Genomic DNA, 23769 nt, shown 5'->3' on the forward strand with positions numbered 1-23769 from the left:
TTAAGACAGCTGTTCTTCATTGCACTTTCGCGCCATCTCCATGGCTTTGTAAGTGCCAGTCAGATCGACTGTGAAGGCGAACTCTTTTTCCGGGAACACTACCATCACCTTCTTCTTGGCAAGGTCATCTGCGAACTGAGGATCGTCTGACAGAACATACCCGCCTGAATAGCCCTTGGTGATATTCCCTTTCATGCCAGTGGCCTCACCAACATAAATGTTGTCTCCGATGAGGATGGCGACGGCTTCTTTCTCGCCCTTCTTGATATTGGTTTTGGCCTTGGTGAAAACGCCCACATAGCCGACACCGCGATCTTCGGTCAGCCCCATCTGCACGACATTTTCCGAGTCATCCACCGCTTCGATCAGGCAGGATTTCTTGTCTTGATCGATGAAGACTTTCCAGCCTTCAACCTCACCGTACTTCAAAAATGTATCAGCCCATCCGGCGCTGGCAGCCATCATGCCAAGCGCCGTTCCCAGTGTAAGAATACGTTTCAACTGTTTGTCTCCGCTTTGAAATATGCAGGGGTGATTTCGGGAAGCACCCGAAACTGCGTCCAAGCTAGAGTGCGGTCAGGTGACAATCAATCTTTTATGAATATGAGTTCAAAACCGGCCTGTTAGCGCCGGTAACTTAGACTTCTGAACGCTTTTCATTGTTACAAAGCTGACTATGTTGAAGCCGAGCACGGTCGGAGGTCTCAATGGAACGATTCGATAGCAGCCCGGAAACCGCATTGGAATGGTATCGCGCAGGTAAGGGCGCGGCTCTGGCGACTGTAGTCGAGACCTGGGGCAGCGCACCACGCCGTGTCGGTGCGCAGCTCGTTATTGCAGGCGACGGTCGGATCGAAGGTTCGGTTTCAGGCGGCTGCGTAGAGGGCGCAGTAATTGTCGAGGCGTTGGAGGCCATCGAAGAAGGTGAGGCCCGGCTGCTGGAATTTGGGGTCAGCGATGATGACGCATTTGCCGTCGGATTGGCCTGCGGTGGGACGATCAGGGTTCTCGTTGAACCGGTTGGAAAAGTCCTGCCCGAACCGATGCTGGCTGAACTGGTCGCCGCACGGGCGCGGCGTGAACCTTTGGCGTATGAGGTAAACACTGAAACCGGCCACCGAGCATTGCGTCGAAACGCCTATACCGAACGATTGCGCATGGATAGGTCTGGGTTCGAAGAAGATGGTCAAACCTTTGTTGCGGTTCACAATCCTCCTTTGCGATTGATCGTGATTGGAGCTGTGCATATTGCCCAAGCACTTGTGCCGATGGCACGCCTCGCTGGCTACGATCCAGCGATTGTTGACCCACGCGAAGCTTTTGCCTCGGACGCCCGATTTCCCGGAGAGACCATCCTGACAGACTGGCCGGATGAGGCGGTGTCGAAACTGGGGCTGGACACAAGAACGGCGCTTGTTCTGCTGACCCACGATCCAAAGCTAGACGACCCAGCGCTTCAGGCCGCATTGTCAGCCGATGTGTTTTACATCGGGGCACTTGGGTCCAAGCGCACCCACGCCAAGCGTATCGATCGGATGAAACAATCCGGGTTTACAGACGAGCAGATTTCAAGGATTCACGGACCGATCGGGCTGGATATCGGTGCGGCCAGCCCTTCCGAGATCGCTGTGGCCATCCTTGCACAAATGACAGCAGTTCTGCGGGGCAAGGCGTGAAGTTTGGTCCGGTAGCGGTTGCCGACGCCTGCGGCGCGATTCTGGCTCATTCCGTCAAGGCAGGTGACCAGAGGCTGCGCAAAGGCATCACGCTGACGCCCCAGCATATCGCTGAATTGCAGCAGGCTGGTCTGACTGAGGTAACGGTCGCCAAGCTTGAGCCCGGCGATTGTCATGAGAATGAGGCGGCGGCAATGCTGTCTGCAGCCCTAGTGCCGGACCCTGCAAAGGCTAACCTGCGCGTGACCGACTCCTTTACAGGGCGGGTCAACTTGCTGGCTGATGGTCCAGGCGTGGCAATCTTGGACACTGATGCATTGCAAAACTTCAATCGGGTCAATCCGATGATCACGGTCGCAACCGTACCGCAGTACCAACAGATGACGGCAGGCGGCATGGTCGCGACGATCAAAGTCATCTCGTATGCGGTGCAGCAAACCGACGTTCGCCGTGCGGCCGAACAGGCGCAGAAATCCATTCGACTTTCGGTGCCGAAATACAAGAACGCCGGGCTCGTCATCACCGATATTGCCGGCGGGCCTTCGAACGAAAAAGGTATTGCCGCCATTCGCGGACGGGTTGAGTCATTGGGGATGGACCTATGCGATGTTAAAGTTGTTCCGCATAGACAGGGTGATTTAACAGCCACGCTAAAGTCCGTTCGCGGCGAGATCGTCATGATTCTGACCGGATCGGCCACGTCGGATGAAAATGATGTGGCACCGGCCTCTGTTCGAGAAGCCGGAGGCGCAGTCGACCGATTTGGGATGCCGGTTGATCCGGGAAACCTGTTGTTTCTTGGGTCTTTAGGTGGTCGCCCAATCATCGGTCTGCCTGGATGCGCCCGTTCGCCTGCACTGAACGGGGCGGATTGGGTGCTGTCTCGAGTCGCTTGCGGGATCGAGACGACGGGTGCTGACATCGCAGCGATGGGTGTCGGAGGGCTGCTGAAGGAAATCCCCACACGGCCGCAACCTCGCGCTGCCAAACAAAAGTGACGTAACGGCATTTTTGCCGTTTCGATCATACGCCTCATGATTAGTGAGATGAGCAAAGAAGTTGCGGAAAAAACGGGCAAATATTTTTGTTCTCAAACAAAATTTCCCGTGTTTAACTCGGAACTAAGGAAAAACAATAAATTGGGAGGATCTCATGACACAGGTCTCAATGACCGTGAACGGGAAAGCCGTTAATGGTGATGTTGAAGGCCGGACGCTTCTGTCCAGCTTTTTGCGTGATCATCTGTCGCTGACCGGAACACATGTCGGATGTGACACAGCACAATGTGGTGCGTGCGTCGTGCATGTGAATGGTGAGGCGGTCAAATCCTGCAATATGCTGGCCCTGGAAGCGAATGGTGCCGATGTGGGTACGATCGAAGGGCAGGCTGCAGAAGATGGTTCGCTGAACGTCATTCAGCAGGCCTTTCAGGATCATCATGGGCTGCAATGCGGGTTTTGTACTCCTGGCATGGTGATGAGCGCTGCGGCACTGCTCAAGAATAATCCGCGCCCGACCGAAGGGGAAATCCGGAAGTACCTTGAGGGTAATCTGTGCCGGTGCACAGGCTATCACAACATCGTCAAGGCGATCATGGCCGCATCCGGCCAGGACGTTTCCAGCATCGCCGCCGAGTAAGGCGGGTAAGAATTTTCGACGAAAATTCTTTTCCAGGGAGGAGAACAAGCAATGCCCAAAGACAGTGGCATCGGAGCCAGTTCCAAGCGGCGTGAGGACGTACGCTTTCTGACCGGAGCAGGCAATTACACCGACGACATCAACGTACATGGCCAGGCCTATGTGCATTTTCTACGGTCCGACATCGCACATGGCCGGATCACCAATATCGACACATCTGCTGCCGAGGGCATGCCAGGTGTGGTGAAGGTTTTCACCGGCAAGGATTTTGAAGGCGTGGGCGGAATGCCCTGCGGCTGGGAAGTCACCGACCGGCACGGCGCCCCGATGCAGGAACCCCCGCACCCCATTCTGGCACAGGGTAAGGTCCGCCATGTAGGCGATCCGATTGCCGCTGTTGTGGCCGATAGCCTCGAGCAAGCCCGCGATGCAGCTGAGGCGATCGAGGTGGAGATCGAGGAACTGCCCGCAGTTCTGGATATGAAGGCTGCGGCGCAGGATGGCGCGACGCTTGTCCACGACGATCTGAAGAACAACATTTGCTATGACTGGCACTTGGGCGAAGAAGACAATGACAAGGTCAACGCGGTCTTTGCCGATGCGGCCCACGTCACCACGCTGGATCTGGTCAACAACCGACTGGTTGCCAACCCGATGGAGCCGCGCGTGGCCGTGGCCGAGTACAGCCGAGGCACGGATGAGTACACGCTCTACACCACCTCGCAGAACCCGCACGTGATCCGTTTGCTGATGTGCGCGTTTGTTCTGGGCCTACCCGAGCACAAGGTGCGGGTGGTCGCCCCGGATGTGGGCGGTGGCTTTGGAACCAAGATTTTCCACTATGCGGAGGAGGCATTCTGCACCTTCGCTGCCAAGGCCTGCAACCGCCCGGTCAAGTGGACATCCAGCCGGTCCGAGGCGTTCATGTCGGATGCCCATGGTCGCGACCATGTAACTACGATTGAGCTGGCGTTGGATGCGGAGAACAACTTCACCGGTTTGCGCACCAACACTCATGCCAATCTGGGTGCTTATCTATCGACTTTCTCCAGCTCGGTTCCGACCTGGTTGCACGGCACGCTGATGGCGGGGAACTACAAGACGCCAGTCATTCAAGTGAATGTGCGGGCGATGTTCACCAATACGGTGCCGGTGGATGCCTATCGCGGCGCGGGCCGGCCTGAGGCAACATTCCAGTTGGAGCGGGTCATCGACAAGGCCGCGCGAGAGTTGGGCGTTGATCCGATTGCGCTGCGTCGTCAGAACTTCATTACCCAATTCCCGTATGACACGCCGGTTGCGCTGACCTATGACACCGGGGATTACAACGGGACGATGGACAAACTTGAGGCCGCAGCCGATCTATCTGGCTTTGCCGCACGGCGCGCGCAGAGTGAGGCCAATGGCAAGCTTCGCGGCTTAGGTGTCAATTGCTATATCGAGGCCTGCGGTATCGCGCCATCCAACATCGTTGGCATGTTGGGGGCCCGGGCGGGTCTATATGATGCTGCCACGGTGCGGGTAAACGCCACCGGTTCGATCAGTGTCATGGTTGGCGCGCACAGCCACGGGCAAGGGCATGAAACCGCCTTCCCGCAGGTTGTGGCGGACATGATCGGTATCGATGAGTCGATGGTCGAGATTGTACATGGCGATACCTCGAAGATCCCGTTCGGGATGGGCACCTATGGCTCACGCTCGCTGGCGGTTTGCGGTTCGGCCATGGTCAAGGCGACTGAGAAGGTGATCGACAAGGCCAAGAAGATCGCAGCTCACCTGTTGGAAGCGTCTGAGGCCGATATCGAGTTGAAGGACGGACAGTTCAGCGTTGCGGGTACCGACAAATCGGTGGCCTGGGGTGATGTGACCCTCACGGCCTATGTGCCGCACAACTTCCCGCTGGAGGTTGAGCCGGGGCTGGAGGAGACCGCGTTTTATGACCCGGCCAACTTTACCTTCCCGGCCGGCGCCTATGCCTGCGAGGTCGAGGTGGACCCCGAGACCGGTCAGGTCAGCATCGAGAAGTTCACCGCCGCGGATGACTTTGGCAACATCGTGAACCCGATGATCGTGGATGGTCAGGTACATGGTGGTATTGGTCAGGGCATCGGTCAGGCGCTGCTGGAGAACTGCGCATATGACGAGAACGGCCAACTGCTGAGCGCGTCGTTCATGGACTACGCGATGCCACGCGCCGATGATCTGCCATTCTATGAAGTCGACCATTCCAGCCAGACGCCGTGCACACACAACCCGTTGGGTGTGAAGGGCTGCGGCGAGGCCGGAGCAATCGGTTCGCCACCTGCCGTTGTCAACGCGGTTTTGGATGCGCTGAATTCGGGTGGAAAGGCTGTTGATCACATTGACATGCCGATGAGCCCGTCGCGTGTTTGGACGGCAATGCATGGTTGAGAGGTTGGGGTGCGAGGGGCCAGCCCCTCGCGCTCCCCGAGATATTTATAGCCAGATGAAGGGCGGATCCGCGCCTTTCGGAAAGGAAGAACGAAATGTACAATTTCGAGTTTGAGAAGCCCTCGACCATTGCTGACGCGGTTGCCGCGTTGGCGGGTGAGGATACGCAGGCGTTGGGGGGTGGTCAGACCCTGATCCCCACGTTGAAGCAACGATTGGCGGCGCCATCAACGCTGGTTTCAGTCAGTGGGATTGCTGAAATGAAGGGCGTCTGTGTCGAGGATGATGGTTCAGTTGCCATTGGTGGTGCCACGACCCACGCAAATGTAGCGGCGGATGCAGCGAGCAGCTATCCGGCGCTGGCGGCCTTGGCTGGTCAGATCGGAGATCCGGCGGTGCGTAATCGCGGCACCATTGGTGGCTCTGTCGCCAACAATGATCCGGCGGCCTGTTATCCAGCGGGAGTGCTGGGTTCAGGGGCGACCGTTGTCACTAATACGCGACAGATTGCGGCAGATGACTTCTTTCAAGGCATGTTTACGACTGCGCTGGAAGAGGGTGAAATTATCACCTCGGTGCGTTTTCCGGTGCCGCAAGCTGCGAGCTATCAGAAGTTTTTGCAACCGGCGTCCCGTTTTGCATTGGTCGGAGTCTATCTTGCCCGGTTTGCGGATGGTGTGCGGGTTGCCGTAACCGGCGCCAGCGAAGATGGAGTGTTCCGTTGGTCCGAGGCCGAGGAGGCCTTGAACAAAGAGTTCCGTACCGATGCTTTGATGGGTCTGCACATCAATCCGATGAACATGATCGGAGATTTGCATGGCAGCAAAGAATACCGGGCGCATCTGGTCAGCGTGATGACAAAACGGGCCGTCGAAGCCTGCAGCTAAGCAGGTTCGCAGCCAAATCGATAAGCCCCGGTGAAAGCCGGGGCTTTACTTTTTTCTGACCCGAGGCGGCTTGGCCGGTCGCCAATATGCGCCAGTGTCTTCTCGGGCCGTCTGATACCGTTCGACGCGATCGCGTGCTGCCGACCCACCTGCAGCAAAAAGGTGACCGATCAGGCATTCAAGCACGGCCATGGCCCCGGAGAAGCTGGAAAAGTGATGTTGAGTGCGGGTGCTGACCGGCAGCACGACATCCGGGTCAACACCAGGTGCAATGACCTCGCTATCCGACAATAAGACGATCCGCATCCCGCGTTTACGCGCAAAACGCATGGATTGGATAGTGTCCGAGGAATAGGGATGAACGGTGATGGCGAACAAGCAGTCCGCTGCATCGGCCTCGAGCAGATCATCGACGGCTGACCCCATGTGCCGGGGGACCAATTGAAATCCGGGGTGTGCCATCCGACCGGCATAGTGAAAATAATAGGCCAAAGCATAGCTGGCTCGGGTTGCTGTGATATAGCAGCGTTTTGCTGACAACATGTGGTCCGTGACCTGCTTTACCAACGCGGGATCAGCCAGACGCAGGGAGCGGGTTACGACATTCAGCTCATTTTGCGCGAACCCTGCTTGAGCCGCGCTGAAGTCATCACCTGACCGCATGCGGCCCAACCAATCTTGGCCCAACCGATCCTCGCGATCGGTGACAAGTGTCTGCCGAAATGGTTTTCGAAAAGCCTCGAAACTGTCGAAGCCCAGACGGTACGCCAGACGCACGAGGACGTTTGAGCTTACACCGATTTTCTCAGCCGTAACGCGGACCGGGTCGAGCCCAAAATCCCCGGGATGATCGATGATGTATTTTGCTGCGGCCTGCATCTGTTGGGGCAGGGTCTCGATATCAGCGCGCAGCTGCTCGGTCAGTTGGGCTGGTTTGTTTTGCATGGTTATAGAAAAACAAATGTTATGGAGAATGCAAATTGAAAACACTAGGGCTGCATATATTTCGGGATCAGATTAAGCCGTTTGGAAATGTCAGAAGGTGGTTCCGGGATGTCGGTAAGCGAAGCCCTGCCTTACATATTGGTCGCGCCAAATGGAGCGCGCAGAGGGCACCGGGATCACCCTGGCTTGCCCGTCACAATGGAAGAAATCGTCGAAACGGCGAAAGCCTGCAGCCTGGCAGGTGCCAATGGATTGCATCTGCATGTCCGTGATCAGGCGGGTCAGCATTCTCTGGATGCAGGTTTGTATCGAGAGACGCTTGCGGAATTGCACCACGCCGTACCGCAGATTGACATCCAGATTACCACAGAGGCTGCTGGAATTTTTGACGTTCAGACCCAGTTCGATTGCTTGAAGAACGCCCAGCCGGATTGGGCTTCGATTTCGGTACGCGAGATCGCAAGATCGCCGGAGCTTGCGCCAAGTGTTTATGCGCTGTGCGCCGAACAGGGGACGCGCGTTCAACACATTCTCTATGACGCTACCGACGTTGAGTTGTTGGTCCGCTGGCGGAAGGATGGAGTTGTTAAACCCCATCAGATCGAACGTCTGCTTGTGCTTGGCCGCTACTCGACAACGCAGGAATCAACACCGGAAGATCTGGATGCATTCCCGGCTACGACAGACCCATGGATGGTCTGTGCCTTTGGCGGGCTAGAGCATGCGTGCCTGCAAAAAGCTGTACAGCTTGGTGGTGATGTGCGCGTGGGATTTGAAAACAGTATTACGGGCTTTGATGGTCAGGCCTGGGCCGATAACGCCGCATCCGTTGCCGCTCTGATTGATCTTTTGAAAAGGACTTCGAAATGAGTCACGTTTTTCCGCGCCACACTAAGTCTGAATTGCCGGTCGCTGCAGGTGGTGAGGGTTGTTATCTGATTGATTCAACCGGTCGCCGCTATCTGGATTGCGGGGATGCAGCGGTTTCGTGTCTTGGTCATTCCAATGATACTGTGGTCAAAGCGGTGCAGCAGCAGGTAGAGCAGATCGCGTTTGCCCATACCGGCTTCATGACCTCGGAACCGGCTGAGGCGCTTGCTGATTTGTTGATCGAACATGCTCCGGGTGATTTGGACCGCGTGTATTTCGTGTCGGGCGGGTCCGAGGCGACCGAGGCTGCGATCAAGTTGGCACGGCAGTACTATCTGGAATCAGGTCAGCCTGAGCGCCGTCATGTCATTGCACGTCGGCAAAGCTATCACGGTAACACACTGGGGGCACTGTCGGCGGGGGGCAACGAATGGCGACGGGCTCAGTTTGCGCCGATGCTGATCGAGATGACCCATATCGCACCCTGTTATGAATACGCTGAAAAGCCTGAGGGCGAGAGCAGCTACGACTACGGGCAGCGTGTGGCTAATGAATTGGAGGCCGAAATATTGCGTCTGGGGCCCGATACGGTGATGGCCTTCATGGCAGAACCCGTGGTCGGCGCGACTTTAGGGGCCGTTCCTGCGGTTGAAGGATATTTCAAACGTATTCGTGAGATTTGTGATCAATATGGTGTTCTGCTGATCCTTGATGAAGTGATGTGTGGCATGGGGCGTACCGGCCATCTGTTTGCTTGTGATCATGACGGCGTGGCACCGGATATTTTGTGTATAGCCAAGGGGTTGGGGGCCGGGTATCAGCCAATCGGGGCGATGCTGTGTTCGGCTCGGATCTACGACGCAATCCAAAACGGATCGGGATTCTTCCAACACGGTCACACCTATATTGGTCACCCGGTTGCAACAGCTGCCGCATTGGCGGTCGTGACGGAACTTACGCAGAACGATCTGCCATTGAGGGCGGCGCTGATGGGCGAGAAACTGCAGTCAGCCCTGACCACTGCGTTTGGTCAGCATCCCCATGTTGGCGATATCCGCGGGCGTGGTTTGTTCCGGGGGATCGAACTTGTGGCAAATCGCGAGACCAAAACGCCGTTTGATCCAGCACTTGGAGTTGCGGGCAAGATCAAGAAGGCGGCGTTTGCGGAAGGATTGATTTGTTATCCGATGTCCGGAACACGCGATGGTCAACATGGGGATCATATCCTTCTGGCGCCTCCATTCATTATAGAAGGCAAGCAGATCGATGAGTTGGTCGCCAAGTTGGATCGCGCGATCTCAAACGTGATCTGACAAACTGAAAGCTGTCTTCTCAAATAGTTCGCCGCACGTTGAAAATCTGCAGAGCGGATTCGATAAGAGCCAGGCATGAAAAAAGGCTCCGACCAGACTGGCGGAGCCTTTGAACACGTCCTGAAGCGCGGTTACTTCTGCGGCAGAGGGCCGATCATCATGATCATCTGACGGCCTTCCATCTTGGGCATGTTCTCAATCTTGCCCAGATCCTTGACGTCTTCAGCCACACGCTCTAGCAGCTCACGGCCCAGATTTTGGTGTGCCATCTCGCGACCACGGAAACGCAGGGTGACTTTGACCTTGTCGCCGTTCTCAAGAAACTTGAACACGTTGCGCATCTTGACGTCATAGTCATGCGTATCGGTGTTGGGCCGGAACTTGACCTCTTTCACCTCGATGATCTTTTGCTTCTTGCGGGCTTCGCTTTCGCGTTTCTGCTGTTCGTACTTGAACTTGCCGAAATCCATGATTTTGCAGACCGGCGGGTTCGCGTTGGGCGAAATCTCAACCAGATCGAGACCGACGTCGGCGGCCATCTGCATGGCTTTTGCGGGATGAACCACCCCGACATTTTCGCCTTCGGCACCAATCAGGCGAATTTCGGGAGCACGGATCTTGTCATTGACGCGCGGGCCGGTATCTCGCTGTGGCGGCGCGTTGTGAGGTCTGCGGGCTATGGGTTCATTCCTTTGATGATTGCAGAATTTCGAGCCCGGAATTTAGACCGGGCTGAGAGGTGTTTCAAGCGGCATAAATTGCAAGCCGCATGAATTTTCCATGAATTTCGTGAGTTTTTGCCGGTTTAGGGTGTCGACAACCCGACCGGCAAACCCGTTTAGCCCACAAAGGCCTTTTCGATCACGAATTCCTTGGGTTCGGAATTCGCGCCTTCGCGCAGGCCGAACTCTTCCAAAATTGCTTTGATGTCATGGTTGAACGCAAGGCTGCCACAGACCATGGCACGGTCGGTGTCCGGTTTGATACCACCTTCGATGCCCAGATCGGCAAACACCGAGCCGTCTTTCAGCAATTCGGTGATGCGGCCCATTTTGGGGCTCTCTTCTCGCGTGGTGGTCGGGTAGTAGCGGATCTTGTCGGCGAAACCTTCACCGATCAGTTCAGCCAGCAACTCGTCCTGACGGATGTTCTCGATCAGCTTGCGACCATAATCCAGCTCGGCCACATCGCGGCAGGTATGAGTTATGATGACCTCGTCATAATCCTCATATGTCTGAGGTTCGCGCAGCAACGATGCGAAGGGGGCAAAGCCGGTTCCAGTTGCAAAGAACCAGATGCGCTTGCCGGGCAGCAGCGCGTCATGGACCAGCGTTCCAACCGGTTTGGGCCGCAGGATGATCTGATCGCCAGGCTGGATGTGCTGTAGTTTCGAGGTCAGCGGGCCATCCTGCACCTTGATCGAATAAAATTCCAACTCTTCGTCCCACGAAGGCGAAGCGATTGAATAAGCGCGTAGCAGAGGTTTGCCATTGTCACCCAGCAGACCAATCATCACGAACTCGCCCGATCGGAAACGCAGGGACGCCGGGCGCGACACCTTGAACGAGAACAGGCGGTCGGTCCAGTGCTTGACCTCGGTCACGGTCTGAGCGTCGGGCAGGACGGGGGCCTTTACGGCGGTTGCTTCACTCACGGGCTTCATCTCTGTCATAATTTCACCACCGATCTGCTAAACCGGTATCTCCGTTTAATCTTTGATCCAAGTCAGGAAAAGGGGCAGATTGCCCCTTTCGTGTCACAAGCTGGCGATGGCGGGTTTCAGCCGCGCAGGCGGGCCTGATAATTGTTCTCTTGCCAGTTGGCACGCGCCAACCACTGATCTTCGGGCTGACGTGCGGCTAGGCTGTGATCGATTTCGACCTCATCAAACCCGCTGCGACGTGCCATTGCGTATTGATCCGCCAATACATGGCCTTTTGCACGAAGGCGACCGGTATACCCTTTCAACCGCAGCACACGTGCGATCGTAAAGCCGCGCCCGTCTGCTGATGACGGAAAGTCAACGCGCACCATCTGAGCGCTGCCCAAACGGTCAATCAGTTCATCCGGATCCGTGTCCGAGCTGACGTCGAGTGCTACAACATCGTTGGCTGCATCGTCCAAAGTAACGAAGCCGTCGGTCCAGTCCTCGGGCGAAAAGCCTTGGTCATTCACGATTACGTTCATGTTTTCTCTCCAACACGCACCATCTTGCCGTCGACAAAATGGATGCCGCATTCTTCTTTTTCTTTGTTACGCCAGCGTCCGGCGCGGGGGTCTTCGCCCTCTTTGACCGGCGAGGTGCAGGGTGCACAGCCGATCGATGGGTATCCTTTGGCCACCAGCGGGTGCCGGGGCAGGTTGTTCTCAGTCATATAGGCGCGCACATCTTCGGGCGCCCAATGGGCCAATGGGTTGACTTTGATCCGTCCGGTGCCGTCTTCGACTTCGAAGAATTCGAGCGCCGCGCGGGTTCCTGATTGAAACCGTTTGCGCCCGGATATCCAGCCGCAATATCCAGATAGCGCCCGTTGCAGCGGGAAAGTCTTTCGCAAATTGCAGCAAGCGTCAGTGTCACTTAGATGTAGTGCCCCATAAGGGTCGTCACCCTCAACATCGTTCTTATCCGCTTGGATGATTTTCACGTTGGTCAGCCCCAGACGTTCACTAACCTCGTGCTGATACTCGAGCGTTTCCGTAAACAGCATCTGCGTGTCGATGAACAATACCGGTGTGGCTTTGTCGACCACTGCCGCCATGTGCAACAGCACGACTGATTCCGCCCCAAAGCTGGAAACGAGCGCAAGTTCTTCGATCTCTTCAATCGCGCCGTGCATCACGTCATGAGCACTATGATGACGGAACCGGGTATTCAGCGCGTCGACCTTTTCGGTCAGTTCGCGTCTGTTGGAACCCAGTTCCGTCTGGATCAGGTCAAGCGGCATTAGCCCGCGCCTCGGGATAAAGCACAGCTTTGAACGGAGCCATTCCAACGCGGCGATAGGTTTCGAGGAAAGTTTCCTCGGCGCTATCACGCAGGTCCAGATAGGCTTCGACGATGCGTTCAACGGCAGGAACGATCTCATCATAGGCAAAACCCGGACCCGTGCGATCACCGACGGCTGCCGTTTCAGTCGCGTCACCACCCAGCGTGATCTGATAGTTCTCGACGCCTGCGCGATCCAGGCCCAGAATGCCGATGTGACCGACGTGGTGGTGCCCACATGCGTTGATGCAGCCCGAGATTTTGATCTTCAAGTGGCCGATATCATGCTCCAGCTTCATGTCCTCGAACCGGGTCGCGATTTCCTGAGCAACCGGGATCGAACGGGCCGTTGCCAGCGCACAATAGTCCATGCCCGGGCAAGCGATGATGTCGCTGATCAGCCCGATATTGGCTGTGGCCAGTTCGTATTCTTTCAGCTTCGCATGGATCGTAGGCAGGTCCGATTTGTGGACATGCGGCAGGATCACGTTCTGCTCGTGGCTGATGCGTAGCTCGTCATAGGCGAACTCTTCGGCCAGGTCGGCCATAACGCGCATTTGCTCGGCAGTTGCGTCGCCTGGCGTTTGGCCGTGCTTTTTGATCGAGATCGTTACGATGGCGTGGTCCGCGTTTTTGTGCGGCGAGATGTTGGTGTCGACCCACGACCGGAAAACCGGATCGTTGGTGTAGGCGCTCTCGAACGAGGCAACCGAACCCTCACGGAAGGCCGGAGGCGCAAAGTGACCTTTGATTTCTTCCAGCAGGTTCATGTCAGCACCTTTGAACTGCGGGCGGACCTGCAAGAAGCGCTCGTTCACCTTGGCGCGGATGGCGTCGATGCCATGTTCATGCACCGTAATCTTGATACGGGCTTTGTACTTGTTGTCGCGGCGGCCAATCTGGTTCCACACCGAAACAGTCGCTTCGAGATATGCCAACAGGTCGTCAATGGCGACAAATTCGGACAGTTCTTTGCCGATCATCGGCGTGCGACCCAGACCACCACCCACGATGACGCGGGCGCCAAGAACGCCGTCACGCTCGACCAGTTGCAGTCCGATGTCATGCGCTTTGATCACGGCGCGGTCGTTCTCGCTGCCGGTAATGGCGATCTTGAACTTACGCGGCATGAACTGGAATTCCGGGTGGTCGGTGGACCACTGGCGCAGCAGTTCAGCATAGGGGCGCGGGTCGGCAACCTCATCCGCGGCGGCACCGGCGAAGTGGTCGGCTGTCACGTTACGGATGGTGTTGCCTGAAGTCTGGATGGCGTGCATGCCAACCTCGGCCAGCGCGTCTAGCATATCCGGCACGTCGTTCAGCTTCGGCCAGTTGTACTGGATGTTCTGACGGGTGGTGAAATGGCCATAGCCCTTGTCCCACTTCTCGGCCAGTAACGCCAACTGACGCATCTGTGCACTGGACAGAGTTCCGTACGGTATCGCAACGCGCAGCATATAGGCGTGCAACTGCAGATACAGGCCATTCATCAGGCGCAGGGGCTTAAATTCGTCTTCGGTCAGCGAACCGTCTATGCGGCGCTCAACTTGCGCGCGGAACTGTGCGTTGCGTTCTGCCAAAAATGCTGTGTCGAACTCGGAGTAGCGATACATGTTTAGCTGTCCTTAGTTGCAGCCCCGGACCTGGGGCCTTGAAGGGGAGAGAGAAGAGCCTGAAATCAGACCCGGGGCTGCGGGGAGGTTTCCTGTTTGCCGTGGGCATAGTTGGACGGACCAGTCCGGCGGAAATCCTCCCGGAAATGGGTGGGTTCAGGTCCCTTGTCACCGGCGATCGCGTCGGCGAGATACGCGCCAACGATCTTGTTTGCCTGACGCGCGGCATCCAGCAATCGAACCTGCGCATGGGCTTCATCGGTGATCAGCTCGGCCTCGGATAGATCGCGCGACCAGCGGTCATCTTCGGTCTGGTAAATCACATCGCCTTCCAACAGGTCGTTGGCGGTGACGACTTTAGGGGTAAAAGCGCGGGCCATCAGGCAAACTCCTTATGAAAAACCGAGATCAGGTGCAGGCCGAACACGGCTTGGGCTAAGCCGGGCTTGTTCATGCATTCATCTGACTGTTTGACCTGCATCGGATCATCTCGTGACTGAATTGACTTGAATGGCAATATAGGAAATATTCCCGGTAAATCGCCATATGCGCCGACAAATAAGGACACATGTTCTTTTGCGGGCTGCAGGCGGAACCTTTGTCCTGAATTGGAAGGAAATTTGGAATGTCGGTGCGGATAGACGACACGGATCGGAAAATTCTAGCCGAGCTGCAACGGGACGCGAGCCAGTCGCTGGATGAAATCGCGGCCCGTGTCGGCAGTTCGAAGACGCCAGTTTGGAATCGCATTCGCAAGCTGAAGGGGGCAGGGGTCATTGGTCAACAGACGGTTCTGCTGGATGCTGAGGCGCTTGGATTCGAGGCCACTTTCTTTGTGCTGATCCGTACGTCGGAACATGAAGCGGAATGGCAGCAGAAGTTCCTGAAAGCTTTGCGAGACCGTCCTGAGGTGCAGGAAGCACATCGGCTGGCCGGCGACATTGACTACATCCTGAAGGTAAGGGTCAGGAATGCGCGTGCCTATGATGCATTTTACCAGGCGCTGATATCAGAGGTTCGGGTGCACAACGTTACGGCTTTGTTGTCGATGGAAGAGATCAAATCGACCACCATGCTGCCATTGAAATCTGTCGGTTGAATTAAGGCGGGTGATTGGGGGCGCTGCCCCCGTCCCCCATGGGCGACTCCCCGGGGATATTTTTGGCCAGATGAAGAACGGATCCGGGATCGATAGACCGGTTGATGCTTTATGCGCGTCTGGGATTCACGTTTCCACCATCAGTTTGGTTAGCCCATGGAAATGATAGCTGTTCGAGTATTCAGGGCCATCTGCAAGCCGCAAGTTGGGATGTCTGTTGAACAGGATTGGAAGTGCGATACGCATTTCCAATCGTGCCAGAGGGGCGCCGACGCAGAAGTGGAGACCTCCGCCAAAACTGGTGTTGGCGCTGATTTCTCGTGTTGGATCGAACTTATCGGGTTGGTACCAGACCGTGGGGTCACGATTGGCGGCCCCCAGAAGCAATGCGACCTGATCTCCGTGGGAAAAGCGGTGCCCCAATAGCTCAACCTCTTCATAGGCATAGCGTGTGAACATATGGAGGGGCGGATCATATCGCAGAATTTCCTCGACGACCCCATCAATGGAGTTGGGTGACAGGAGAAGCTGCTGGGTGCGTGTTGTCAGTAGGGTTTTCACGCCATTGCCGATGGCATGCACCGTCGCTTCGTGACCGGCATTCAGCAATAGGATGCAGGTTGTTATCAATTCATCGCGTGAGAGTTTTTCGCCGTCTTCTTCCGCTGCGATCAACCGCGTGATTAGGTCATCGCGCGGGTCTCTGCGTCGCAGTTCGATGTAGTCTTCAAGATAGGCCGTAAACTCTTGCGTGGCCTGAACAGCATCATCCTCGATTTCGCGGGTTCGGTTTGCCTGATACATGGACACCATCGCGTGGGACCAATGCAGGAATTCTGGTGCCATTTGTTCGGGAACGCCCAGCAGGCGGCAGATCGTAATGACAGGAACCTGTGTGCAATAGGCCTGCAATAGATCGAAGGGGCCATCGGGAAATCTCTCGATCAAATCGTTGCTCAATTCTTCTATGGCGGGCTCCAACGCGGCAATGGCGCGGGATGTAAAGGCCCGCAGGACTAACGATCGCAGCCTTGTGTGCCTGGGTGGTTCGAGTTCCAACATTGAATGCGACTCAACCTCAAGCCACGGGGCAAGGTGGCTTGGGCCGGGTTTTGCAAATTCCGTTGGTATTTCGCGCCCAAAGCGCCGATCACGCAACAATGTATGCACCGCCTTGTACGAAGCGGCTGCAACCAAGCCATACTCCTCCCAATAGAACAGATCGCCGAATTGGCGCGCAGTTTCATAGAACGGGTAAGGGTTTTGCACGAATGCCGGGTCAGTCGGGGATTGGTAGAGCGTCTTCATGCGCTGCACACTTGCCATGGGCGTCGCTGAATGCAAGACCCTAGATATGCAACGGATTTGGATCATTGCAGGTTTTTTGTGCGCAGTTGGTTTGTTGTCGGCTGGGGTCTGGACATATGGCTATCGTCAGGCCTTGTCGCAGCTGAGCGAAAAGGCCGAGGCGGATCTGGAGCTGGCGGCGGACCGGTTGAGCACACAGATGCAAGTATATCAGGAAGTGGCTGCGTTGATAGCGGACCATCCTGCATTACAGGCGCTTGGTGCCGGGGCGCAGCAGCAAGCAGCACGAAAAGTGTTGTTGGATGTGGCTGACAAGACCGCTGCGGTTAATGTGATCTACCTGGACACAGATGGGCAGGCTCTGGCGGCGGCACAGCCCGTGGCGCAGCGCGATATGTCTGAGCACCCGGCTTTTGAACGCGCCATGCAAGGCGCGTTAGGGAGCGCGCATGGAGTCGAAGACGAGAGTGGGGATCGGATATATTCATATGCAGCGCCAGCGTTTGGAGATTCAGGGCAAATAAAGGGTGCACTGATGGTTCTGGCCGACGTGCAGGATGTCGAGCAGACATGGCGTGGAAGTACGGATGCGGTGTTCTTTGTTGATGCGGATGGGGTCGTTTTTATTTCGAACCGCTCGGACCTGTTGCTTTGGCACCGTGCGCAAGGCCAGCAGGGTTTGATGTCACCAGCAGGTGAGAATGTTGAATTTGCGTCGTCACGAGTTGCCGGGCATGAAGTTTGGAAACTGAATTGGGGGCGTTATCTGCCTCGCCGTGCGTTGCACCTGACTCTCGACCTGCCGGTGATTGCGATGACTGCAGAGATGCTGGTCGATGTCGCGCCTGCTCGTCGTTTGGCAGGACTACAAGCAGCAGCGGTTGCAGCGATCTGTTTCGCGTTTGGAGCGTTGTTGTTTCTGGCCTCAGAACGTCGGCGAACATTAGCGGATGCCAATACTGTATTGGAAAGCAGGGTGGCCCAGCGCACGCGAGCGCTGACAGCGGCAAACTCGGCTTTGCGCCGTGAAGTCGCTGAACGTGAAGAAGCCGAGGCGGCGCTTAAGCAAGCTCAGACCGAACTGGTTCAAGCAGGTAAGCTGAGCGCATTGGGCAAGATGTCAGCGGGGATCAGCCACGAGCTGAACCAACCGTTGATGGCTATCCAGCAATTCGCTGATAACGGGTCAGCATTTCTGGAACGCGGTAAAGAAAAAAAAACCGGTGAAAACCTGAGCCGGATTTCCGACATGGCTGCGCGTATGGCCCGGATCATAAAAAACCTGCGCGCATTTGCCAGAAACGAGAGCGAGCCGATGGGGCGCGTCGACTTGGTTGAAGTTTTGAATACGGCTGCCGAATTGACTGAGTCTCGATTACGAGACGAAGGCGTCGAATTGAGTTGGGAGCCGCCAAATTCGGCGGTTTACGCATGGGGAGGTGAAGTGCGTTTGGTGCAGGTTTTCGTCAACCTGATCAATAATGGCGCAGACGCCATGGCCGATCGGGCAGCCCGCAAAATCTCGATCACTTTGACGGAGGGGCAGCCCATTCGTGTTTCGGTCAGAGATACCGGGCCGGGTATCGAAGACCCAGATCGCGTGTTTGAACCATTCTACACCACGAAAACCGTGGGTTCGTCCGAAGGAATGGGTCTGGGGCTATCCATCTCCTACGGTTTGGTTCAAAGTTTCGGGGGGGACATTCGCGGCACGAATACCGGCGACGGTGCTGAATTTACCGTCGAACTGGAACCCTTCAGCGAGGATAAGGCTGCATGATCCGCAAAGTGCTTTTGGTCGACGACGATGCCGCTGTTCGTGAAGCTTTGGCACAGACGCTTGAATTGGCAGAATATGAACCGGTTACAGCGGGATCATTTGTTGCGGCGAAAGATCATATTCATAGCGAATTTGACGGTGTGATAATCTCGGATATTCGGATGCCTGGGCGCGATGGGTTCCACCTACTGAACTTCGCGCGCGAGGTTGATCCTGAACTACCAGTTGTTTTGCTGACCGGCGAAGGAGATATTCCAATGGCTGTGCAGGCCATGGGACAAGGCGCTTTCGATTTTCTTGAAAAGCCCTGTGCGGCAGCAGATCTTCTGGCGGTTCTGGAGCGTGCGATTGCCGCGCGGTCAGAGGTGTTGCGTGATCGTGAGCTCAAGCGCGAGTTAGAGCGAGGCGATCCAGCAGCCCGAATGCTATTCGGTTTGTCAGAGCAAGCCGAAGCCTTGCGAGAGCGCGTGCGGAGCGTGGCACCGACACACGCCGAAGTCTTGGTCACTGGACCGGCGGGCAGCGGTATATCCAAAGTCGCCGAGGTTGTGCATCTGATGTCTCCGGTCGGGCAGGGACCGTTTGTAAAGCGCCCGGCTGCGAGCCTGATGCCTGAAGATTTGTCAAGGGTCTGCGGGGACGCGGCTGGCGGGTCGCTGTTTCTTGATGAGGTTTCTGCAATGCCGGATTCCACTCAATACGCAGCGTTGGAACTGATCGAGCAGGGGACAGATGCGCGAATAATAGCAGGCACAACTTCCGACTTGTCACAGCTTTCTGGGCAAGGGCGGTTCAACGTCGATCTGTTCTATCGCCTTGATGTCATGCGGGTTCGCATTCCTGCATTATCGGAGCGCCCAGAGGATATTCCGATCATTTTTCGCCGTTATGTAGCGCAGGCGGCGGAACAGGCTGGTATCGCCGAGCCAGAGATTACGCCTGAACATCTGGCCTCTCTCATGGCGCAGGAATGGCCGGGAAATGCGCGCTCTTTGATGTCTGCCGCCATGCGATTTGTGTTGGGAATGCCAGAAGAGGTCGGGCAGGCTGCGGACCTGGGGCTGAGCGAACAATTGGCGCTGGTAGAGAAATCTTTGTTGGTCGCTGCACTAGGGCGCCACAATGGCAAGGCTTCTGACGCGGCCAAGGCTCTGAAACTGCCGCGCAAGACGTTCTATGACAAGTTGGCTCGCTACGAAATACGACCAGAAGACTATCGTCGGTAGGCAGATCCTCCCGCCTATTTTGCCAGTATTAACATACCAGCAAAACTGTTGGGCCGGGCAGCGCGCATATGCGGGCTGCGGTCGCACATTGCCTAGACGAATCGATTCGGTCGGGTTGATTTGATTTTGTGCGAAAACTCGCACTCGGCGTGGTTGCTCTGTGCGAAATTTCGCACAGAGCATTGCGGTAGCTTTCTTGATTTGCGAAGTGGGACATTAAACGTATTGATAATAAATAATAATTATTAATTTGGTTAGTAACGGAACAAACCGTTGAGAGGGAGAGATTGATTCGCTTCACTCCGCTTCATACGGCGCGGACTGAGCGCTTGATCGAAGTTTTAGGGAAATCTGGGAGGAAAAGACTGATGAAATTCCTAACAACGGCAGCAACTGCAATTGCACTTTCTGTCACCGCGACGGCCGGGATCGCGGCCTGTGATGACGGTGAGATCGTGGTTAAGTTTGCCCATGTGACCAATACTGACAAACATCCCAAGGGTATTGCCGCCTCGCTGTTGGAGCAGCGCGTCAATGACGAGATGAACGGCGTTATGTGCATGGAGGTCTATCCGAACTCGACCCTCTACAATGACGATAAAGTGCTTGAGGCGATGCTGCAGGGCGACGTGCAGCTGGCCGCGCCATCGCTGTCGAAGTTCGAGAAGTTCACCAAACAGTTCCGCCTGTTCGACCTTCCGTTCATGTTCAAGAACATCGATGCCGTTGATGCATTCCAGGCCTCGGCTGATGGCCAGGCGATGAAAGACAGCATGCAGCGTCGTGGCCTGCAAGGGCTGGCATTCTGGCATAACGGCATGAAACAGATGTCCGCGAACAAACCTTTGGTTGATCCGTCGGATGCTGACGGCCTCAAGTTCCGCGTGCAGTCCTCGGATGTTTTGGTGGCACAGATGGAAGCCATCGGTGGTAGCCCTCAGAAAATGGCATTCTCGGAAGTCTACGGCGCACTGCAGCAGGGTGTTGTGGACGGGCAGGAGAACACCTGGTCGAACATTTACGGCAAGAAGTTCTTTGAAGTGCAGGATGGTATCACCGAGACCAATCACGGTATCATCGACTATCTTGTGGTCACTTCTGTGGACTGGCTGGACAGCTTGGACCCCGAAGTCCGTGATCAGTTCCTGACAATTCTAACCGAAGTGACGGAGACCCGGAACAAGGAAGCCTTTGCGGTGAACGAAGCGGCTAAGGCCTCGATCACTGACGCAGGCGGTATTATTCGTGATCTGAATCCTGAGCAGCGTCAGGCTTGGGTCGATGCGATGAGGCCCGTGTGGGACAAATTCGCTGACGACGTAGGTCAGGACAAGATCGACGCCGCACAGGCGATCAACGCCGGGTTCTGATCCCGGATCAAGCCGCGTGTCCGGGGACTGGGGAGTTATGGACGCGTAGGTCAGGCGGGCCTTGATGGCCCGCCACACTCCCTCCACTCTCATCAAAAAAAATGCGGGGACAGAGAGATGTCTGGTGCGAAATCCGGCCAAGGCGGGCTGGTCGACCATATCGAAGAAACCATGATCGCGTGCCTCTTGGGCCTGATGACGATTGTCACCTTCGCCAATGTGATCGCGCGGTTCGTGTTTAACTCTAACATTCTTTGGGCACTAGAGCTGACGGTATTCACCTTTGGTTGGTTGGTGCTGCTGGGTGCGTCGTATGCCGTGAAAAAGCACGCGCATCTGGGTGTTGATGCGATCCTGAACATGCTGGCCCCTGCGCCGCGCCGGGTTTTGGCGCTGATAGCGGTTGCGTGCTGTCTGGTGTTTTCGCTGCTCTTGCTCAAGGGGTCGTATGACTACTGGGCGGTGTTTGCCGATTTGCCACCAACTTCGGGTCGCTGGTTTCCGACCGGCTTCGACATGAGTGCACGCAGCCAGAGTTTTTATGAGGTCGACGATATCCCCATGGTCGCACCGCTGCGATTTCTCGAAGATATGATCAACTACGGTGAGTACTACGAGAAACTGCCCAAGGTGGTTCCGTATTTCGTTCTGCCCTTGTCGATGCTGTTGCTGGTGATCCGCTTCGCACAGGTCGCGGTCCAAATCTGGCGCGGCGAAACCGATCGCCTTGTTGCCAGCCACGAGGTTGAGGACGAGATCGAAGAGGTTCGCGCGCAGCAGGGGGAGCATGACTGATGGATGTTGTTCTTCTCTTTTCGATGGTCATTGGTCTGCTGCTGATCGGTGTTCCGATTGCGGTTTCGCTTGGCCTCAGTTCGACCCTCTTCCTGCTGATCTATTCCGACAGTTCGCTGGCCTCGGTCGCGGGCACGCTGTTTGAGGCGTTCGAAGGGCACTTTACGTTGCTCGCGATCCCGTTCTTCATCCTCGCATCGTCCTTCATGACGACAGGCGGCGTTGCACGCCGGATCATTCGGTTTTCGATTGCCTGTGTGGGGCATCTGCCGGGCGGGTTGGCAATTGCGGGCGTGTTCGCCTGTATGTTGTTCGCCGCGCTTTCGGGCTCATCGCCAGCTACCGTTGTGGCCATCGGATCGATCGTCATCGCAGGGATGCGTCAGGTTGGTTATTCCAAGGAATTCGCCGCTGGTGTGATCTGTAATGCTGGTACTTTGGGCATTCTAATCCCGCCGTCCATCGTGATGGTTGTCTATGCTGCCGCCGTCGAGGTTTCGGTTGGGCGGATGTTCCTTGCGGGGGTTATTCCGGGCCTGATGGCGGGTCTGATGTTGATGATCACCATCTACGTCATGGCCAAGGTCAAGAACTTGCCCAAAGGAGACTGGAAGGGTTGGGGCGAGGTCTTCACCTCGGCGCGCGAGGCCGGTTGGGGCTTGTTCCTTATCGTCATCATCCTCGGCGGAATCTACGGCGGTATTTTCACCCCGACGGAGGCTGCTGCGGTTGCGGCTGTCTACGCATTCCTGATCGCGAGCTTTGTTTACAAGGACATGGGGCCGCTCAGCACCGAAGGCGATGCAAAGAACATCTCGTTGTTGAAGAAGCCCTATGCTCTCGTCACGGCCTTTGTGCACCCCGACACTAAGCATACGCTGTTCGAAGCTGGCAAACTGACCGTCACGCTGCTGTTTGTTATCGCCAACGCGCTGATATTGAAGCATGTTCTGACCGATGAACAGGTCCCGCAGCATATCGCAAGCGCTATGCTGTCCGCGGGACTGGGGCCGGTAACGTTCTTGATTGTGGTTAACGTGATCTTGCTGATCGGCGGTCAGTTCATGGAACCCTCAGGCCTCTTAGTCATCGTGGCGCCTCTGGTCTTTCCGATTGCGATTGAGCTGGGCATCGACCCGATCCATCTGGGCATCATCATGGTGGTGAATATGGAGATCGGGATGATCACGCCGCCGGTTGGTCTGAACCTGTTCGTAACCTCAGGCGTCGCGGGTATGCCAATGATGAGTGTTGTGCGCGCGGCGCTGCCGTTTTTGGCCGTGCTCTTCGTCTTCCTGATCATGGTGACGTATATCCCGTGGATTTCGACCTTCCTGCCCAACACCTTCATGGGGCCAGAGATCATAACCAACTAGATCAAAAACACCGATCATTTGAACCGGGCGGCGTAATCCGCCCGGTTTTTTGTGCCTTGAAACTGATGCTTAAGCGCATATCTGAGCGTCAGAGGACGACCTCACCATCATGGATGATCATTCGGGACGACCCGAACTCGGAAAGTGAGGTGTTCTTATGCCCTGGATATTACTGTTGTTCGCTGGCCTGCTTGAGATTGTCTGGGCCGTCGCAATGAAGCAGACCGCAGGTTTTACACGCTTGTGGCCGACAGCGATCATGGGCGTCGCAATGATCGGGTCATTTGGTCTGCTTGCGATGGCCATGCGGGAATTGCCACTTGGAACGGCCTATACCATCTGGACCGGAATCGGCGCTGTCGGTGCGTTCACCGTTGGCATCTTGTTTCTGGGCGAAGCGCTGACACCGATGCGGATCGGTGCGGCGATTCTGATTGTGACCGGTTTGGTCATAATGAAACTGGCCTAAGTCTAC

At 56.1% G+C, this 23769-nt stretch carries 23 protein-coding genes; 14 read left to right on the top strand and 9 right to left on the bottom strand.

Features of this window, described 5'->3' with window-relative positions; genetic code table 11:
* Entirely contained in the window at positions 1–501 is a 501-nt protein-coding gene (locus ACR0MQ_RS01550) for a hypothetical protein (protein WP_010439711.1), read from the bottom strand.
* Between the two features lie 206 nt (positions 502–707).
* Here ACR0MQ_RS01550 and ACR0MQ_RS01555 point away from each other — a divergent pair, with 206 nt between their 5' ends.
* From ACR0MQ_RS01555 to ACR0MQ_RS01575, 5 genes are all read left to right on the top strand, one after another.
* Complete coding sequence (locus ACR0MQ_RS01555) at positions 708–1676, top strand: XdhC family protein (RefSeq protein ID WP_170539350.1); 969 nt, start codon at positions 708–710, stop codon at positions 1674–1676.
* Positions 1673–2674, top strand: coding sequence for a molybdopterin-binding protein (locus ACR0MQ_RS01560; protein WP_480605447.1), 1002 nt, complete (start codon positions 1673–1675; stop codon positions 2672–2674). The genes ACR0MQ_RS01555 and ACR0MQ_RS01560 overlap by 4 nt, the downstream gene beginning before the upstream one ends.
* A gap of 154 nt (positions 2675–2828) precedes the next feature.
* Positions 2829–3314 carry a (2Fe-2S)-binding protein gene (locus ACR0MQ_RS01565; protein WP_170770651.1) on the top strand — a complete coding sequence of 162 codons (486 nt, stop codon included), beginning with the start codon at positions 2829–2831 and terminating at the stop codon, positions 3312–3314.
* A gap of 51 nt (positions 3315–3365) precedes the next feature.
* On the top strand, positions 3366–5726 hold the full coding sequence (locus ACR0MQ_RS01570) for a xanthine dehydrogenase family protein molybdopterin-binding subunit (protein ID WP_170770653.1): 2361 nt from the start codon (positions 3366–3368) through the stop codon (positions 5724–5726).
* Between the two features lie 95 nt (positions 5727–5821).
* Entirely contained in the window at positions 5822–6613 is a 792-nt protein-coding gene (locus ACR0MQ_RS01575) for an FAD binding domain-containing protein (RefSeq protein ID WP_480605449.1), read from the top strand.
* 45 nt (positions 6614–6658) lie between these two features.
* Here the strand turns inward: ACR0MQ_RS01575 and ACR0MQ_RS01580 are convergent, their stop codons facing one another.
* Positions 6659–7558: a MurR/RpiR family transcriptional regulator gene (locus tag ACR0MQ_RS01580; protein WP_480605453.1), complete on the bottom strand. Its 900-nt coding sequence runs from the start codon at positions 7556–7558 to the stop codon at positions 6659–6661.
* 108 nt (positions 7559–7666) lie between these two features.
* Here ACR0MQ_RS01580 and ACR0MQ_RS01585 point away from each other — a divergent pair, with 108 nt between their 5' ends.
* Positions 7667–8428 carry a beta-keto acid cleavage family enzyme gene (locus ACR0MQ_RS01585; protein ID WP_480605455.1) on the top strand — a complete coding sequence of 254 codons (762 nt, stop codon included), beginning with the start codon at positions 7667–7669 and terminating at the stop codon, positions 8426–8428.
* Complete coding sequence (locus tag ACR0MQ_RS01590; RefSeq protein ID WP_170770660.1) at positions 8425–9741, top strand: aspartate aminotransferase family protein; 1317 nt, start codon at positions 8425–8427, stop codon at positions 9739–9741. Before ACR0MQ_RS01585 ends, ACR0MQ_RS01590 begins: the two co-directional genes overlap by 4 nt.
* 131 nt (positions 9742–9872) lie before the next feature.
* On the opposite strand, the gene infC is transcribed toward ACR0MQ_RS01590, so the two are convergent.
* The 6 genes from infC to ACR0MQ_RS01620 form a co-directional block, all read right to left on the bottom strand.
* Complete coding sequence (gene infC / locus ACR0MQ_RS01595) at positions 9873–10463, bottom strand: translation initiation factor IF-3 (protein WP_310793657.1); 591 nt, start codon at positions 10461–10463, stop codon at positions 9873–9875.
* Between the two features lie 116 nt (positions 10464–10579).
* On the bottom strand, positions 10580–11413 hold the full coding sequence (locus ACR0MQ_RS01600; RefSeq protein ID WP_170770661.1) for a ferredoxin--NADP reductase: 834 nt from the start codon (positions 11411–11413) through the stop codon (positions 10580–10582).
* 107 nt (positions 11414–11520) lie between these two features.
* A complete protein-coding gene (locus ACR0MQ_RS01605) occupies positions 11521–11928 on the bottom strand; it encodes a DUF934 domain-containing protein (protein WP_170469810.1) in 408 nt (135 codons plus the stop codon).
* Positions 11925–12686, bottom strand: coding sequence for a phosphoadenylyl-sulfate reductase (locus tag ACR0MQ_RS01610; protein ID WP_170770663.1), 762 nt, complete (start codon positions 12684–12686; stop codon positions 11925–11927). Before ACR0MQ_RS01610 ends, ACR0MQ_RS01605 begins: the two co-directional genes overlap by 4 nt.
* A complete protein-coding gene (locus tag ACR0MQ_RS01615; protein ID WP_480605458.1) occupies positions 12676–14340 on the bottom strand; it encodes a nitrite/sulfite reductase in 1665 nt (554 codons plus the stop codon). The genes ACR0MQ_RS01610 and ACR0MQ_RS01615 overlap by 11 nt, the downstream gene beginning before the upstream one ends.
* 65 nt (positions 14341–14405) lie before the next feature.
* Positions 14406–14720, bottom strand: coding sequence for a DUF2849 domain-containing protein (locus ACR0MQ_RS01620; RefSeq protein WP_170469818.1), 315 nt, complete (start codon positions 14718–14720; stop codon positions 14406–14408).
* Positions 14721–14965: 245 nt separating this feature from the next.
* Here ACR0MQ_RS01620 and ACR0MQ_RS01625 point away from each other — a divergent pair, with 245 nt between their 5' ends.
* Positions 14966–15439: an Lrp/AsnC family transcriptional regulator gene (locus ACR0MQ_RS01625; protein ID WP_170539370.1), complete on the top strand. Its 474-nt coding sequence runs from the start codon at positions 14966–14968 to the stop codon at positions 15437–15439.
* Positions 15440–15565: 126 nt separating this feature from the next.
* On the opposite strand, the gene ACR0MQ_RS01630 is transcribed toward ACR0MQ_RS01625, so the two are convergent.
* Positions 15566–16747, bottom strand: a complete 1182-nt coding sequence (locus ACR0MQ_RS01630; RefSeq protein WP_480605460.1) for a cytochrome P450 — start codon at positions 16745–16747, stop codon at positions 15566–15568.
* Between ACR0MQ_RS01630 and ACR0MQ_RS01635 the strand changes: the two genes are divergently transcribed.
* From ACR0MQ_RS01635 to ACR0MQ_RS01660, 6 genes are all read left to right on the top strand, one after another.
* Entirely contained in the window at positions 16746–18527 is a 1782-nt protein-coding gene (locus ACR0MQ_RS01635) for a sensor histidine kinase (protein WP_480605463.1), read from the top strand. The genes ACR0MQ_RS01630 and ACR0MQ_RS01635 overlap by 2 nt on opposite strands.
* Positions 18524–19753, top strand: a complete 1230-nt coding sequence (locus ACR0MQ_RS01640) for a sigma-54-dependent transcriptional regulator (RefSeq protein ID WP_480605465.1) — start codon at positions 18524–18526, stop codon at positions 19751–19753. The genes ACR0MQ_RS01635 and ACR0MQ_RS01640 overlap by 4 nt, the downstream gene beginning before the upstream one ends.
* A 368-nt stretch (positions 19754–20121) precedes the next feature.
* A complete protein-coding gene (locus tag ACR0MQ_RS01645; RefSeq protein ID WP_480605467.1) occupies positions 20122–21123 on the top strand; it encodes a DctP family TRAP transporter solute-binding subunit in 1002 nt (333 codons plus the stop codon).
* Positions 21124–21240: 117 nt separating this feature from the next.
* Entirely contained in the window at positions 21241–21918 is a 678-nt protein-coding gene (locus tag ACR0MQ_RS01650) for a TRAP transporter small permease (RefSeq protein ID WP_170469832.1), read from the top strand.
* The gene (locus tag ACR0MQ_RS01655; protein WP_010439778.1) at positions 21918–23294 is read left to right on the top strand and encodes a TRAP transporter large permease; all 1377 of its coding nucleotides are present in this window, start codon (positions 21918–21920) and stop codon (positions 23292–23294) included. Before ACR0MQ_RS01650 ends, ACR0MQ_RS01655 begins: the two co-directional genes overlap by 1 nt.
* A gap of 157 nt (positions 23295–23451) precedes the next feature.
* A complete protein-coding gene (locus tag ACR0MQ_RS01660) occupies positions 23452–23763 on the top strand; it encodes a DMT family transporter (RefSeq protein ID WP_170770671.1) in 312 nt (103 codons plus the stop codon).
* Positions 23764–23769 lie beyond the last annotated feature (6 nt).

Source organism: Ruegeria sp. AN6 (genome assembly GCF_056540425.1).

Coding starts and splice junctions, on each gene's coding strand:
- ACR0MQ_RS01615 (WP_480605458.1), bottom strand. CDS start 14,340: ATGTATCGCTACTCCGAGTTCGACACAGCATTTTTGGCAGAACGCAAC.
- ACR0MQ_RS01585 (WP_480605455.1), top strand. CDS start 7,667: ATGTCGGTAAGCGAAGCCCTGCCTTACATATTGGTCGCGCCAAATGGA.
- ACR0MQ_RS01575 (WP_480605449.1), top strand. CDS start 5,822: ATGTACAATTTCGAGTTTGAGAAGCCCTCGACCATTGCTGACGCGGTT.
- ACR0MQ_RS01590 (WP_170770660.1), top strand. CDS start 8,425: ATGAGTCACGTTTTTCCGCGCCACACTAAGTCTGAATTGCCGGTCGCT.
- ACR0MQ_RS01610 (WP_170770663.1), bottom strand. CDS start 12,686: ATGCCGCTTGACCTGATCCAGACGGAACTGGGTTCCAACAGACGCGAA.
- ACR0MQ_RS01570 (WP_170770653.1), top strand. CDS start 3,366: ATGCCCAAAGACAGTGGCATCGGAGCCAGTTCCAAGCGGCGTGAGGAC.
- ACR0MQ_RS01580 (WP_480605453.1), bottom strand. CDS start 7,558: ATGCAAAACAAACCAGCCCAACTGACCGAGCAGCTGCGCGCTGATATC.
- ACR0MQ_RS01640 (WP_480605465.1), top strand. CDS start 18,524: ATGATCCGCAAAGTGCTTTTGGTCGACGACGATGCCGCTGTTCGTGAA.
- ACR0MQ_RS01650 (WP_170469832.1), top strand. CDS start 21,241: ATGTCTGGTGCGAAATCCGGCCAAGGCGGGCTGGTCGACCATATCGAA.
- ACR0MQ_RS01565 (WP_170770651.1), top strand. CDS start 2,829: ATGACACAGGTCTCAATGACCGTGAACGGGAAAGCCGTTAATGGTGAT.
- ACR0MQ_RS01555 (WP_170539350.1), top strand. CDS start 708: ATGGAACGATTCGATAGCAGCCCGGAAACCGCATTGGAATGGTATCGC.
- ACR0MQ_RS01625 (WP_170539370.1), top strand. CDS start 14,966: ATGTCGGTGCGGATAGACGACACGGATCGGAAAATTCTAGCCGAGCTG.
- ACR0MQ_RS01600 (WP_170770661.1), bottom strand. CDS start 11,413: ATGACAGAGATGAAGCCCGTGAGTGAAGCAACCGCCGTAAAGGCCCCC.
- ACR0MQ_RS01655 (WP_010439778.1), top strand. CDS start 21,918: ATGGATGTTGTTCTTCTCTTTTCGATGGTCATTGGTCTGCTGCTGATC.
- ACR0MQ_RS01620 (WP_170469818.1), bottom strand. CDS start 14,720: ATGGCCCGCGCTTTTACCCCTAAAGTCGTCACCGCCAACGACCTGTTG.
- ACR0MQ_RS01645 (WP_480605467.1), top strand. CDS start 20,122: ATGAAATTCCTAACAACGGCAGCAACTGCAATTGCACTTTCTGTCACC.
- ACR0MQ_RS01630 (WP_480605460.1), bottom strand. CDS start 16,747: ATGAAGACGCTCTACCAATCCCCGACTGACCCGGCATTCGTGCAAAAC.
- ACR0MQ_RS01605 (WP_170469810.1), bottom strand. CDS start 11,928: ATGAACGTAATCGTGAATGACCAAGGCTTTTCGCCCGAGGACTGGACC.
- ACR0MQ_RS01660 (WP_170770671.1), top strand. CDS start 23,452: ATGCCCTGGATATTACTGTTGTTCGCTGGCCTGCTTGAGATTGTCTGG.
- ACR0MQ_RS01635 (WP_480605463.1), top strand. CDS start 16,746: ATGCGCTGCACACTTGCCATGGGCGTCGCTGAATGCAAGACCCTAGAT.